Source organism: Cupriavidus sp. GW822-FHT03E04, assembly GCF_058801495.1.
On the sequence record NZ_JBXANI010000004.1, the window covers coordinates 176491 to 190789 of the forward strand.

Below are 14299 nucleotides of genomic sequence, written 5' to 3' on the forward strand. Positions count from 1 at the left end.
CCCGATAATGGCAACCATACAAGATGTCGCCAGGCTGGCGAACGTATCCGTGAGTTCCGTTTCCAACGTGCTCAACGGACGCACCGAACGGCTCAATCCCGCCACGTTCGAGCGGGTGCAGGAGGCCATCCGCACGCTTGGCTTCCGGCCCAGCCAGGTCGCGCGCCAGCTCAAGACCGGCCGGACGCCGATGCTGGGGCTGCTGGTGCCGTCCACCGCCAACCCCATGTACGGCCAGCTCGCGCTGAAGATCGAGGCCGAGGCGCAGCGCCAGAACGGCTACCGCGTGCTGCTGGGCAATACCAACCGGGACCGGGAGCAGGAGTCGCGCATGCTCGACGATCTGCTCTCGTTCGGCGTGCACGGGGTGATCATCGTGTCGTCGCTCACCGACGAGCAGCATTTCCAGGCGGCGACCCGGCAGGGGCTGGCCATGGTCAGCTACGACGGCGGCGCCGACGCGAACATGCCTGCGTACATCGATCATGTGGCGCCCGACAATTTCCAGGCGGGCCATCTGGCCGCGTCGCACCTGATCGAGCTGGGCCACCGGCGCATCGCCTTTGTCATGCCCGCCGGGCGCACGGTGAGCCGCGCGAGCAAGATCGCCGGTTTCCAGGCGGCGGTGAAAGAGGCCGGGCTGGGGGACGCGGCGGTGATAGAGTGCCCGCCCACCGCGCATTACGGCGATGCCGAACTGGCGGAACTGGGCCAAGTCCTGGCGGGGCAGCTGGCGCAGGCCAGCATGCGCCCTACCGGGCTCATCGCGGTCAACGACATGATGGCGATCGGGCTGATGTCCGGCCTGCACCAGGCGGGCCTGTCGGTGCCGGACGACGTCTCGGTGATCGGCATGGACGATATCGGCATGTGCTCGTACACCAATCCCGCGCTGACCTCGGTGGCCATGCCCTTTGACGAGATGGTGCAAGCCATGGTGCGGCGGGTCATGTTGCGGCTGGCGCAACCAGACGAAGCGCCGATCCGCCTGTGCTTTCCCAGCGGGCTGGTGGTGCGCCAGTCCACCGCGAAGCCGCCCGCCGCCACCCGGCTGGCCGGCGCGAGCGCACCAATGCGAGGCTGACGCACGCATGACAAGCCCATGGCCGCGGGGGGGCCGCAGCCATGGGCGGATGGAACCACGCACGCCGTGCGTGGCTGTGGTTGTCACAAATCGACCTGAATCGTGGAGGAACGAGATGGTGCTCGACAAACCGGAACGCCGGCTGGCAGGCCCGGCCAGGACGTATATCGAGGCCGGATATGCCATCGAGGTGGATATCCTGCAGGTGGCGCAAGGCAGTTGGGGAGCGCTGGTCCGCCTGTCAAAGCTGGCCGACGGCCAGGTCCCTGCCGCGCACTTCATGCTCAACCGCACGTTCGAGGACCGCGCCATGGCGTTCTCATACACGCTGGCGCTGACGCGCTCCTGCGTAGCGCAATTCGCACCGGCCTCCGCGACCGAGATTGCCGAGATGCTCAAGACTGGCAAGGCGGACCACTAGGATAGCGGAGGCTATCCAGCATGCAGCAGACGTGGCGCACCACAAATGCCCGGCACGATTCAGCGCCAGCCCTGGCCGGCGCGGGATATCCGGCGAACGATCGCAATGGCACGCGCGCCCCCCGGGCGCCGGCACGCTGCGGCAAGAGCTGAAGAGGGGACCCACCAGGCAATCAGGGGGGCAGCATGGAGAACACCACGGTGTTCACAAGACAGGAACTAGATACTTACTTTGCTTCATATGTGGGGATGGAGGGGGGCAATCCGCGGGCCTCGGTCTGGTTTTGCGACAGGAGCCCGCATCCGTGGTCCGAGCACCTGCGCGCGCCACTCAAGCCGCGCCTGGCGCCGCTGGCCTGGGACGCGGCGTTTCGCGCCGCGCACCGCGCCAGCATGGGCAAATGGCTCAGCCACCAGCGCATCGCCCGCATCATGGCCGCCGCCCGCGCTCAGGTGCTGGGCTTGCGCGACGACGATGCCGGCTGGAAGCCATATTACGAGCACCACCTGTACGCCGCCTGCGGGGCCGAGTTCAAGCTCAACCTGTTTCCCCTGCCCATGCAGCTCGATGGCCTGACCCCCTGGTCCACGGTGTTCCGCGGCCAGCCGGCCCTGGTGCCCAAGGAGCACTACCTGAATCTGTGCCGGCACGGCGGACGCTTCCGCTTCCTGGCCGAGATGTGCGCGCGCTGGCGGCCCAAGGTGGTGGTGTGCCTGGGCCACCGGCATACCGAGGATTTCGTCAACGCGTTCGCGCTGGACTACGCGGCGGTGCGGGACGAGAAACTGCAGCCCGCTGACCTGGTGAAATCACTGCGGGTGTTCACGCGTGACGACATCACCTGGATCATCTGCCCGGCGCTGGCCGGCCCCTCCGGGCTGACCTCCGATGTCTTGCTGAACGCCTTCGGCAAGCTGCTTGCCGCCAGCCTGGACGCGAGCGACTTCGGCGTTGTGCAGACCGGCCGCAAGGCCGTGGGCTTCAGTCCATGGCCGCAGGCCGCGGCTTACCAGCAGGCCGAGCCCATGCGCTGACGTCGCCCTTTCCTTGCATCGATTTGCATCAGTCAGCCTTGAGGCCGATCCGCAGGGCCAGCTTGGTCCATCGCGCGATATCGGCGTTCACCACCCGCTGGAACTCCGCCGGCGTGCTGTGGGTGGTGGCGAAACCCAGGTTCGCCAGGTTGGCCATGACCTCCGGCCTGGCAATGACCCTGGCGATCTCCAGGTTGAGCTTTTGCACGACTTCGGGCGACGTGCCCGCTGGCGCCAGGATGCCGAACCACTGGTCGACGTCGTAGCCCGGCAGGCCAAGCTCGCTGGCCGCGGGCACCTCGGGCAGGAACGGTGAGCGGCCACGGGACGTGACCGCCAGCGCGCGTAGCTTGCCAGTCTTGAGGTAGGGCAGGGTGTTGGTGAGCGTGTTGATGCTGACGTCCGCCTGGCCGCCCAGCACGTCGGTCATGGCGGGTGCGCATCCCTTGTAGGGAATATGCAGCAGATCGGTCCTTGCCGAGATCTTCAGCAACTCGCCCGCCAGGTGCTGCGGCGTGCCGTTGCCGCACGACGCATAGCTGGGCGGCTTGCCCGAGCGCCCGGCAGCGATCAGGTCCTTGAAGCTATGGATCGGGGACTGTTCCGGCACGGCGATCACGGACGGCACCGACGCAAACGCGATGACCGCGCTGAAGTCCTTGCCTGGCTCGAAGGGCAGCTTGCGGAACACGCCGGGATTGATGGCGAAGCTGCTGTTGACCACCAGCAGGGTATAGCCATCTGCCGGGCTCCTTGCCACCAGCTCCGCGCCGATATTGCCGCTGGCACCGGGCCGGTTGTCCACCACCACGGCCTGCCCGAGGCTGCGCCCAAGTTCCGTGCCGATCACCCGCGCCAGGGTATCGGTGCCGCCGCCCGGCGGAAATGTCACTACCAGGCGGATTGGCCGCTGCGGGAAGTCGCTAGCGGGGTTGGCGCTGGCATTGGTATTGGTATTGGTATTGGCCCGGGCCGGCATGCCTGCCAGCGCCGCCCCAAGCAACGAGATCGCCGCGAGGCAGCGTACGACGGATGAGAATTTCATGTGAAGCCATCTTCGGATGACCGACATGATAGAGCAGCATGCGCGCACACACGGCGGCAGGGTTATTGCCGCAGCCGTGCAGCGCCGTGCGGCTTCGGTTCCCTTCGTCCTGGCCCGCGTCGCATCCTACAATCACATGGTGTGACGCCGTCGCGGCTCGTGGCCGGCAGGACGGCTGGCGGCGCGGGCCGTTCCGGTTTTGCGCCTTTGCGGTTAGGCAAGCGAGTTGGCAACTTACCTATCAAGGGGATGCATCGATGGAATCGAGAAGCTCGTACCCCGGGATCTCCCGCGGCAATGGCCTGTCGCGCACCGCGTCCGTTATAGCGTGGATAGGCTTGCTGGGGCTTTGCGCGGCCTATCTGCAGGGCGGCATCAACAAGGCGCTGGATTTCCCCGGCGCCGTGGCGGAACTGGCGCACTTCGGCCTGGCGCCAGCGGCGCCCTTGGCGGCGGCCACCATCGCGCTCGAACTGGGGGCTTCGCTGATGATCCTGCTCGGCTTCTATCGCTGGGCCGGCGCGCTGGCGCTGGCGGTGTTCACCGCCTTTGCCACCCTGATCGCCAACCGGTTCTGGCTGATGGCGCCGCCGGAGCGTTTCATGGCGGCCAATGCCTTCTTCGAACACCTCGGCCTGGTTGGCGGCTTCGTGCTGGTGGCCTGGTACGACTTGCGTCACCGGCGCCATCGTGGCTAGCCTGGCGCGTAGCCGCAGCGGGCCGCCCGGCATCACTGGACCTGGAGTTGAAATGAATCAGGAACTCTCCGGTACCGCGCTGGCGCAGCCTGCGGGCGGGCCGTGGAGCCCCTTGCGCAACAAGGTGTTCCGGGCCATCTGGCTAGCAACCCTGGTCTCCAATATCGGCACCTGGATGCATGATGTGGGTGCCGGCTGGATGATGACCTCGGTCAGCCCGTCGCCGCTGATGGTGGCCCTGGTGCAGGCCGCCACCACGCTGCCGATGTTCCTGTTTGCCCTGCCGTCCGGCGTGCTGGCCGATATCGTGGACCGGCGCAAATACCTGCTGTTTGCCCAGGCCTGGATGCTGGTGGTGGCGACGGCGCTGGGCCTGCTGGCGCTGGCCGGGCTGGTAACGCCGGCGGTCTTGCTGGCCGCCACTTTCCTGCTAGGCACCGGTGCGGCGATGAGCGCGCCGCCGTTCCAGGCCATCGTGCCGGACCTGGTGCCCAAGCCGGAGCTGCAGTCGGCGGTGGCGCTCAACTCGCTGGGGGTGAATATCAGCCGGGCGATCGGGCCCGCCCTGGGCGGCGTCGTGCTGACTCTGTTTGGTCCACCTGCCGTGTTCCTCCTGAATGCGGTGTCGGTGGTGGGCGTGCTGTGGGTGATCTGCCGATGGCAGCCCGCGCAGACCACACGGCGCTTGCCGCCCGAGCATTTCTTCCCGGCCGTGCGGGCGGGCCTGCGCTACGTGCAGGCGGCGCCAGTGCTGCAGGTGGTGCTGGTTCGCGCGGTGGCGTTCTTTGCCTTCGGCAGCGCCGGTTGGGCGCTGTTGCCGCTGGTAGCGCGCAAGGAACTGGCGGTGGGCCCCGGTGGCTATGGGCTGCTGCTGGCGTGCGTGGGCGCCGGCGCGATCGGCGGCGCGCTGATGCTGCCGCGCCTGCGCAAGATGCTCTCGCCCGACTGGCTGGTGCTGGGCGCCAGCGTGATCTTTGCGCTGGCCTTGTTCGCCATGTCGGGCATCAAGCGCTTTGCCCTGATCGCCATCGTGCTGCTGTTCGCAGGCATGGCGTGGATTGTCGTGCTGTCCGTGCTCAATGGCGGTGCGCAGCGCAGTTCCGCCGGGTGGGTCAAGGCGCGGGCGCTGGCGGTCTACCTGCTGGTGTTCTTTGGTTCGATGGCGGCCGGCAGCGCGGTATGGGGACAGGTTGCCTCGCTAGAGGGCACCGCGCCGGCACTGCAGGTGGCCGGCGTGGGCATGCTGCTTGCCGCCGCGCTGGCCATGCGCTGGCGGCTGGCCGATTCTCCCGACCTCGATCTCACCCCGTCGCCACATCATGCGGGCGCGCCGGTGCCTGGCGAGGCCGCGGGCGATCGCGGCCCCGTGATGATCAGCGTCGAGTACTACATCGACAGGGCCAATGCCGCTGCGTTCCATGCCGCCGCCCGTGAGATGCGGCGCGTGCGCCGGCGGGGCGGGGCGCTGTCATGGAGCCTGTTCGAGGACATGGACGAGCCGGGGCGCTATGTGGAAACGTTTGTCATCGAGTCGTGGCTGGAGCATCTGCGCCAGCATGAGCGCTTCAGTGTGAACGACAAGGCGATCCAGGCCCGCGTCCATGCGCTGCACCTGGGGCCGGCGGCGCCCAGGGTCCGGCATTTCGTGTCTCCGCCTTAGCGAGCGCGCGGCAGGCGCCGAGGCATGAAGGACCGCATGCCTTCCTGGCGCAGTTTGCCAGCCCCTGGGTTTTGCGTCGGGCTGTTCTCCAGCAACGACGCGCCGCTGTGGCGCGCCAACGCCTCATTGCAGCAGGACGTCCTCCCGCGCGCGTCGTAGAATTGCGCCATATACCGCACAACCCACTTCCCCGCCCGGCTTGCGCCGCAAGCGCTGCACCGCGCAGTGCAAGGATGATTGACATGACTGACACGAAGAACCCGTTCCTCAATATCTACGCCCATGGCTTTGCCCGCGTGGCCGTGGGCGTGCCGGTGTGCCGCGTGGCCGATCCGGCCTTCAATGCCGCCGAAACGATCGCGCTGGCCAGGGATGCCGCCAGCCAGGGCGCGGCGCTGGTGGCCTTTCCGGAGCTGGGTTTGTCCGCCTATACCTGCGACGACCTGTTCCATCAGCGCGCCTTGCTCGACGCCTGCGAGGCGGCCCTTGCCGCGATCGTCGATGCGTCGAAGTCGATTGCCGCGACGCTGGTGGTGGGGCTGCCGCTGCGGGTCGAGCATCAGCTGTTCAACTGCGCGGCGGTGGTAGCCGGCGGGCGCATCCTTGGCGTGGTTCCCAAGACTTACCTGCCGAACTACTGGGAGTTCTACGAGGCGCGCCAGTTCAGTTCGGCCGATAGCGCGGTAGCCACGGAGGTGCTGCTGTGCGGCAGCAAGGTGCCTTTTGGCGCCGGCCTGCTGTTCGAGGCGCAAGACGTGCCGTTCTTGCGCTTCCATGTGGAGATCTGCGAGGACGTGTGGGTGCCGATTCCGCCGTCGTCGTTCGCGGCGCTGGCGGGCGCGACCGTGCTGGTGAACCTGTCGGCCTCCAACATCGTGGTCGGCAAGTCCGGCTACCGGCACCAGCTGGTCAGCCAGCAGTCGGCGCGCTGCCTGGCGGCGTACCTGTACAGCTCGGCGGGCAAGGGCGAGTCGTCCACCGACCTGGCGTGGGACGGGCAGGCGCTGATCTACGAGAACGGCGAGCTGCTCGCGGAGTCCGAGCGCTTTGCGGACAGCTCGCACCTGACCTTTGCGGATGTCGACCTCGAGCGCCTGTCGCGCGAGCGCATGCACCAGACCACGTTCGGCCACTCGGTGCGGCGCCATAGCGCGGAGGTGGCGAAGTTCAAGGTGATCCCCTTTGCCATGAACCTGGTGCTGGACAAGCCATTGCCGCTGCGCAGGACGGTGGAGCGGTTCCCCTACGTGCCGTCCGACGCGCGGCGGCGCGACGAGCGCTGCAGCGAGGTCTACAACATCCAGGTGCAGGCGCTGGTCCAGCGGCTGTCGTCCAGCGGCATCTCCAAGGTGGTGATCGGCGTCTCCGGCGGGCTGGATTCCACGCACGCGCTGCTGGTGTGCGCCAAGGCCATGGATCGGCTGAAGCTGCCGCGCACCAACATCATCGGCATCACCATGCCGGGCTTTGCCACCAGCGAGCGCACGCTGCTCCAGGCGCGCAAGCTGATGGAGGTGGTGGGCTGCGTGGCCAAGGAGATCGACATCCGGCCAAGCTGCGTCGAGATGCTCAAGGACCTCGAGCACCCCTATGCGTCCGGCAAGCCTGTGTACGACGTCACGTTCGAGAACGTACAGGCGGGCGAGCGCACCAATCATCTGTTCCGCTTCGCCAATCACAGCCACGCCATCGTGATCGGCACCGGCGACCTGAGCGAGCTGGCCCTGGGCTGGTGCACGTATGGCGTGGGCGACCACATGTCGCATTACAACGTGAACGGCAGCGTGCCCAAGACGCTGATCTCGCACCTGGTCCGCTGGGTGGCGGAGACCGGGCAGATCGGCAATGCCGGCTCGGACGTGCTGCTCGACGTGCTTGGCACGGAGATCAGCCCGGAACTGGTGCCGGGCGACTCCGCCGACGCGCCCCAGCAAAAGACCGAAAATTTCATTGGTCCGTATGAGCTGCAGGATTTCAACCTGTACTACACGCTGCGGTTCGGCTTCACGCCGACCAAGATCGCCTTCCTTGCCCTGAGCGCATGGGGCGAGCGCGACAAGGGCAACTGGCCTGACGGGCTGGACGTGGTGCGCAATGTGTACAAGGTGGCCGACATCAAGCGCAATCTGCGCATCTTCCTCGACCGTTTTTTCCGGACCAGCCAGTTCAAGCGCTCGTGCGTGCCGAACGGGCCCAAGGTGGGGTCGGGCGGCTCGCTGTCGCCGCGCGGAGACTGGCGGGCACCGAGCGATTCGGAGTCCGTGGTGTGGATGAAGGACCTGGAGCGGGTGCCGGACGAGATCTGATGGCGCCGGGGTGGCTCCGGGCCCCGACTATCGCTCGATCACGCGCTCGTTGGTATGTTCGTTGGCATGCTCGACGACGCGCTGGACGATGCGCTTGTCGAACCAGTCATCCAGCATGGCCTTCTCGTAGCGTAGCGGGTCGCTGCTCGCGTAGATATTTACCGACATCATGAAATTCATGTCGATGAGCCGGTCTTCGCCGCTGGCCAGCACCCGGTCGCCCTGGCTCAGGGTGTAGCGCAGCGTCATGCGCGGCCAGGTGATGTCCCGTACCACCCGCAGATCCTGGCCGTGGAAACGCAGTGGCTCGAAGCGGCCCGCCAGGTCGATGTCGAGCACCTCGATCTTGAGCGTGTCGCCCGGCGGCAGCTTGCGCCCGGCCAGGCGCTCCAGGTGCTGGCTGATATCGTGCTCCACGGCGGCGAGATCTTTCTCGCTGGCGTACGCGTGGCTGTATGCGGCGTCGGTGTAGCTTTCCGGGTTGGGAAAGGAGACGGAGAGGCGACCGTCGGGTGGCGAGGCAAGCGCGTGGATGCCAATCAGTGCCGCGGCGGCAAGGCCCAGGTCTTTACGCATTGCACCTCCCGTTCCGTGACGAACCTATCGGATTCGACACCGGACGGGGAACGCCTGTTCCGGGCGGCGCATTCAGCCTGCCATGGTCGCCGGCACGCATTGCCGCATCGTTTCCACAAAGCGGCGCAGCTTGGCGGGATAGAAGCTCGCATAGGGATAGATCAGGTACATCGGCAGCGAGGATGCCTGCCACTCGGGCACCAGGTGCAGCAGCCGGCCCTGTGCAATATCCTCGGCCATCAGCCAGGCCGACGCCACGGCCACGCCTAGTCCCAGCGCCGCCGCGCTGCGCAACGCATACAGGCTGTCGGTGCCCATGCGCGGGCGGAACGTCAGCCGCTGGTTCTCGCCTGTCGCCGCATGGGTCAGCGTCACCTCGTTGCGATAGAAGGTGCGCAGGGAAAGCCAGGGCAGCATGGCTAGCTCGTTCGGGTGCGAGGGCGTCGCCAAGCCATCCAGCACGGCAGGCGCGGCAACGACGATGCGGGGCACCTCGGCAAGCCGGATCGCCACCACCGACGGGTCGCTCACCTCGCCAACGTGGATGGCGCAGTCGATGCCGTCGGCAATGAACTCCGGTGTCCGGTCATACAACAGCCACTCCACCGTCACCCGCGAGTGACGGCGCAGGAACTCCGCCAGCGGCCCCAGCAACTGCTGCTGCCCGAAGGCATGCGGCACCACGACCCGCAGCGTGCCTTCGGGCTCGTCACCGGCGCCGCGCAGGTCCGCTTCGAAAGCCTCCCATCCCGCTACCAGCTCCTTGGCGCGCCCAAAGCAGCGCTCGCCATCCTCGGTGAGCTTCATCGCATGGGTTGAGCGCTGCAGCAGGCGCAGGCCAAGCGAGCGCTCCAGGCTTTGCAGGCGGCGGCTGATGGTGGGCTGGGTGGTGCCTAGTTGCGCGGCGGCCGCCGACAGGCTGCCGGCCTCGACAATCCGCACGAAGGTCTGCATCAGCTCGACGCGGTCGGCGGAAGGCGTGGAGGAGGTGGCCGGAGCGACTGGAGCGACTGGAGCGGAGGGCTGGGTTTTCATGGTTTCCGGCATGGCGGCTGTTGGTCATGCGTCTGGCGTATAGCCATTGTGCGAAGTGTAGTACTACCACGTGCCGAGGGCCACCGGCAAACTCCAGCCATGTTTTCCAACTGAGGGTTAACGCAATGTCTTCCATTCAAGCCGCACATACCACCGCTGCCGCGCGCACAACGCACACGGCGGATTCCCCTGCCACCGGCCTGCCCGCACGGCTGGTCCTGCTGCTTGCCGCGGGCGCCGGCCTAGCCGTGGCGTCGCTGTACTACAGCCAGCCCATGCTCGGCGTGCTGGGCCCGGACATCGGCGCGTCCGATGCGGCGGTCGGCCTGGTGCCTACGCTCACGCAGCTCGGCTATGCGCTGGGCATCCTGCTGCTGGCCCCGCTGGGCGACCGCTATGACCGCCGGCGCATCATCCTGGCCAAGGCTGCCGTGCTCAGCGTCGCGCTGCTAGCCAGCGGCGCCGCCTCCGGCATCGGGCTGCTGCTGGCCACCAGCCTGGCGATCGGGCTGGCCGCGACGATGGCGCAAGACATCGTGCCGGCCGCCGCCACGCTGGCGCCCGAGTCGCACCGGGGCAAGGTCGTCGGCACCGTGATGACCGGGCTGCTGCTCGGCATCCTGCTCTCGCGCGTGCTCAGCGGGTTTGTGGCCGAGCACTTCGGCTGGCGCATCATGTTCGTGATCGCAGCGGCCAGCATTGCGCTGATCGGCGTGGTGGCCGCGCGCGGCCTGCCGCGCTTCAAGCCCACCACCCATCTTGCGTACAGCGCGCTGCTGGGCTCGCTCGGCAAGCTGTGGCAGAAGCACGGCGCGCTGCGTCGGGCGACGCTGTCACAGGGGCTGCTGTCGGTTGGCTTCAGCGCATTCTGGTCGACCCTGGCCGTGATGCTCCACGGCGCGCCGTTCCACCTGGGCAGCGCGGCTGCCGGCGCATTCGGCCTGGCCGGTGCCGCCGGTGCGCTCGCCGCACCGCTGGCCGGCCGCCTGGCAGACCGCAAGGGCCCGGAGCTCGTCACCCGCCTGGGCATCGCGCTGACCGCGATCTCGTTCGCCGGGATGCTGCTCTCGCCGCTGCTCGCACCGCACGCACGGCTGTGGCTGATTGGCGCCAGCGCGCTGGGCTTCGACCTTGGTGTGCAAGTGACGCTGGTCGCGCACCAGACCATCGTCTACGGCATCGAGCCTGGCGCCCGCAGCCGCCTCAATGCGGTGCTGTTTGTCGGCATGTTCGTGGGGATGGCGGCCGGCGCCGCGCTGGGCAGCGTGCTGCTGGCGCGCTGGGGCTGGATGGCGGTGACGCTGTTGTCGACCGCGACGGCCGTCGGGGCCCTGGTGGTACGGATGTGGCCGGGGGCACGGCTGGCCCGGTGATGGCATCCGTGGCTTGACGACTCTCCTGCCGGAGCGCAAAGGAGCCCCGCCAGCCTGGGAAAGGGCATGGCGGGGCGAAGGTACGGTGCTAGGGGCCAGTCACGTACAGGGATGAGTCTGGGACCAGGAGAGGGCTGCGAATGTCTGCCGCCACACAGAGCGGGGCGGGTGTTGTCGGCCGGAGACGAGGTTGTCACCGGTTCTCGGACGTTTCGCTACCCATGGCTGGCACTAAGTGGCAAGCAAGGGATGCCACGGCTGCCAGGAGAGGCCGGCATCCGCGAAGTCCGCGATGCCCGGCTCGGCGACATCGAAGGGCTGCCACGCAGCACCAGACGGCGTGGCTGGCTTGCCCGTCGTGACAAAGCTGGATATGGCCAGGCGGAAGGCGGCGCCCACGTTCTCGAATATCTCTTCAGGGATGTTCGCAATCATGGGTGCATCAAGCCAGTTGCCGCGGTTCCCGAACAGGAAGGGCAGTTCCAGGCAATGCGGGCTCATGAGGTTTGGCACGCGGCTCTGCACGCTGAACCGGTACGGATAGACAGGCTTGGCCGCGCTGGCGAGAGCGCTGGAGATCTCGCGCGCCGCGGCACCGAACAGGCCGTATCCGCTTGCATCGACCAACTGGGTGTACGGCGTGTGGGCAGGGCGCGCGGCAGCAAAGGCCGCGTAGTGCTCCATTGCGGCCGCCCCGAATTTGTTCTCGAACCAAGCCATGACCTGCTGCGCCGAGGCTTCCACCACCTCGGGCGCGGCTGCCATGAAGGCGGTACTCTCGTCAGCCGTAAAGCCGAGCAGGGACGCTGACACGTGCGCTTGCCTGGCCGCGCGCGGCAGGTCGAAGAGCCAGTCGGGGACAAGGCCTTCTTCTGCCACCGGCCGCAAGCCGACCGAGACTTCACCGAAACTGGCGCGCGAGCGCATCAACTGGCTCTGCGCCGCAAGGATCTCATTGACCGACAACGCGCCGATGTCTTGCGCGCCTGCGGCGTCGAGCAGCGCGAGGCTCGTGCGATACGCGTCGTCCGGTGAAAGCGGCGGCAGGGCCGGCAGGCTGAACATGGCGTTTCGATGGAGCAGCCCCTTCGACGCAGGGCTGACGCCAAGCAACCAGGCGTAGTAGGCACCGGCCGACTGGCCGCCCACCGTGACGCGCGCCGGATCGCCGCCAAACCGGCTGATATGTTCCTGCACCCACTCCAGGGCGCGAATCAGGTCGCGAACGGCGCGATTGGCGCCGCGCGCATCGCTGGCATCGGTGAAATGGCCCAGCGCGCCAAGCCGGTAGTTGACCGTTGCCACCACCATCCCGCTTTCCCTGGCCAAGCGTTCGCCGTCATACCAGGCAGCGGTGCCACCGCCGGTGAGAAAACCGCCACCGTGAATAAACACCAACACTGGCCGGCGCTCCGCGTCCCGCGGCGCCCACACATTGAGGAGGAATGCGTCTTCGGATTGCGGGTTGCGGTCGATGCCGTTGCCCATGACCGTAGCCAGGCGCGAAGGGGCTTGCGGAAAGACCGCGCCGAGCGCGGTGGCATCGCGTTCGCCAGTCCATGCGGACGGCGGCATCACTTCGGATAGCCGGTTCCCAGGATGGGCTCGCTCGCCATAAGGCACCCCGCGAAATGCAAAGACGCCATCGGACGCCTCGCCACGGATGGCGCCGATGGACAAGGACACCACAATGGATTTCTCTTTGACAGGCATTGGATCAGACTCCAGGTTCACGCAACTTGCGGATAAGGAACGGTACGATCACGGCGCACACCAGCACCGCGGCGCCGACAGCGGCGATGATCTCGGGCAGCCCCACGCCGGACTTGATCAATAGCCCGACAGAGCCCGCGCCGGCCAGCGATCCCACGCGGCCGAGCGCGCTGGCCCAGCCCGCGCCCACGGAACGTATCTGCGTGGGGTAGGCCGCAACCGCGACGGCGTTGAGCACGACGATGGGCCCGCTGATCAGGAAGCCCGAGCAGAACACGGCGATGGCGTACCCTGCCGTGGCATCGGGCGCGGCGATCAGAAGCGGGCTGGCGGCACCGATCAGCAAGGCGATTCCGACGAAACGCAACGGCGCGACGCGCCGGATGGCGAAGGCGCCGACCACCGCGCCGACCAGGCCGCCAAACTGGAACAGGGAGGCCGTCCTGGAAGCCATGGCAACGCTTTCCCCGGTACTCTTGATCAAGGTCGGGAGCCAGCTCGCGATGACATAGAAGCTGCCCAGTATCAGGAACATCAGCAGCCAGAGCAGCACCGTGGTTGACCGGTACTGCGTACTGAAGAGCTGCGCCACGCTGCCCTTGGTGATCTCGGCCGGCTGCGCGGGGGCCTTGAACATCGCTGCGCCAGGCTGGGGCGCGCCCAGCTTGGCCAGGGCGGCGCATACCCGGCCCGAACCGGCCCCGATCTGCACCAGGAATGCTGGCGACTCGGGCAAGAGAGCAAGGATGGCGGGAACGAGCAGCAGCGGCCCGATGCCTCCGAGGAGAAACAGCCCCTGCCAGCCGATGCCATCGATCAGGTGCCCCGTCAGGAAGCCCGCCGCGGCAGAGCCGAACAGGAATCCGCAGAACACGCCGGAGAGCGCCGATGCGCGCCGGCGGGCGGGCAGCAATTCCGCCAGCAGCGCGGCAACGGCGGGCATCGCCACACCGACGCCCACGCCGGTCAGGCATCGCCATGCCACCAGCTGGAATAGCGACGCGCTGAACGCAGAGGCGAGGGTGGCTAGCGCAAACGCTAGCGTGCCGGCCACAAGCACAGGCTTTCGTCCTCGTGTGTCAGCAATGCTCCCCGCGGTGACATAGCCGAGCAGCAGCCCGAACATGCCCGCTGCGATGGCAGCGGAAATCTCGGCGGGCTTCGCGCTGAAGTGCGTAGCGATCTGCGGCGCAATGAATCCAATGATGGCTGCATCGAAGCCCTCGAGCGCAACCACGGCAAAGCAGATGGCGATGATGCGGCGGCGGTGTCGATTGGGCGGGATGTTGTCGATCACCGCGGAGATGTCCAGGGGATCGGCACGCAATGGGGGATTTTTCATGGTAGACGCTCG

Annotated in this window: 12 protein-coding genes; 7 read left to right on the forward strand and 5 right to left on the reverse strand. The window is 67.4% G+C overall.

Annotated features, from left to right (window positions below; all coding sequences use genetic code 11):
• Positions 1–7 precede the first annotated feature (7 nt).
• From AC1RQC_RS06620 to AC1RQC_RS06630, 3 genes are all read left to right on the forward strand, one after another.
• On the forward strand, positions 8–1084 hold the full coding sequence (locus AC1RQC_RS06620) for a LacI family DNA-binding transcriptional regulator (protein WP_492371408.1): 1077 nt from the start codon (positions 8–10) through the stop codon (positions 1082–1084).
• Positions 1085–1199: 115 nt separating this feature from the next.
• Positions 1200–1505 (forward strand): hypothetical protein, encoded by a 306-nt coding sequence (locus tag AC1RQC_RS06625; protein ID WP_492371409.1) that lies wholly within the window; start codon positions 1200–1202, stop codon positions 1503–1505.
• A gap of 185 nt (positions 1506–1690) precedes the next feature.
• A complete protein-coding gene (locus AC1RQC_RS06630; protein ID WP_492809699.1) occupies positions 1691–2539 on the forward strand; it encodes a transcriptional regulator in 849 nt (282 codons plus the stop codon).
• Between the two features lie 28 nt (positions 2540–2567).
• Here AC1RQC_RS06630 and AC1RQC_RS06635 read toward each other — a convergent pair whose 3' ends face one another.
• On the reverse strand, positions 2568–3584 hold the full coding sequence (locus tag AC1RQC_RS06635) for a tripartite tricarboxylate transporter substrate binding protein (RefSeq protein WP_492882729.1): 1017 nt from the start codon (positions 3582–3584) through the stop codon (positions 2568–2570).
• A gap of 257 nt (positions 3585–3841) precedes the next feature.
• On the opposite strand from AC1RQC_RS06635, the gene AC1RQC_RS06640 reads away from it, so the two are divergent.
• The 3 genes from AC1RQC_RS06640 to AC1RQC_RS06650 all read left to right on the forward strand — a co-directional run bounded on the left by AC1RQC_RS06640 (position 3842) and on the right by AC1RQC_RS06650 (position 8248).
• Positions 3842–4282, forward strand: coding sequence for a DoxX family protein (locus AC1RQC_RS06640; protein WP_492371412.1), 441 nt, complete (start codon positions 3842–3844; stop codon positions 4280–4282).
• 52 nt (positions 4283–4334) lie between these two features.
• Positions 4335–5942, forward strand: a complete 1608-nt coding sequence (locus tag AC1RQC_RS06645; protein WP_492371413.1) for an MFS transporter — start codon at positions 4335–4337, stop codon at positions 5940–5942.
• Positions 5943–6184: 242 nt separating this feature from the next.
• Positions 6185–8248, forward strand: coding sequence for an NAD(+) synthase (locus AC1RQC_RS06650; protein WP_492882731.1), 2064 nt, complete (start codon positions 6185–6187; stop codon positions 8246–8248).
• Between the two features lie 27 nt (positions 8249–8275).
• Here the strand turns inward: AC1RQC_RS06650 and AC1RQC_RS06655 are convergent, their stop codons facing one another.
• Together AC1RQC_RS06655 and AC1RQC_RS06660 are read right to left on the reverse strand one after the other, a co-directional pair.
• Positions 8276–8824, reverse strand: a complete 549-nt coding sequence (locus AC1RQC_RS06655; protein WP_492882733.1) for a DUF3016 domain-containing protein — start codon at positions 8822–8824, stop codon at positions 8276–8278.
• A gap of 72 nt (positions 8825–8896) precedes the next feature.
• The gene (locus AC1RQC_RS06660) at positions 8897–9859 is read right to left on the reverse strand and encodes a LysR family transcriptional regulator (RefSeq protein ID WP_492830432.1); all 963 of its coding nucleotides are present in this window, start codon (positions 9857–9859) and stop codon (positions 8897–8899) included.
• A 125-nt stretch (positions 9860–9984) separates the two neighbouring features.
• Here AC1RQC_RS06660 and AC1RQC_RS06665 point away from each other — a divergent pair, with 125 nt between their 5' ends.
• Complete coding sequence (locus AC1RQC_RS06665; protein WP_492371415.1) at positions 9985–11232, forward strand: MFS transporter; 1248 nt, start codon at positions 9985–9987, stop codon at positions 11230–11232.
• A gap of 231 nt (positions 11233–11463) precedes the next feature.
• Here AC1RQC_RS06665 and AC1RQC_RS06670 read toward each other — a convergent pair whose 3' ends face one another.
• Both AC1RQC_RS06670 and AC1RQC_RS06675 read right to left on the reverse strand, forming a co-directional pair.
• Entirely contained in the window at positions 11464–12945 is a 1482-nt protein-coding gene (locus AC1RQC_RS06670; protein WP_492809705.1) for a carboxylesterase family protein, read from the reverse strand.
• A 4-nt stretch (positions 12946–12949) separates the two neighbouring features.
• Positions 12950–14287, reverse strand: a complete 1338-nt coding sequence (locus AC1RQC_RS06675; RefSeq protein WP_492882735.1) for an MFS transporter — start codon at positions 14285–14287, stop codon at positions 12950–12952.
• Positions 14288–14299 lie beyond the last annotated feature (12 nt).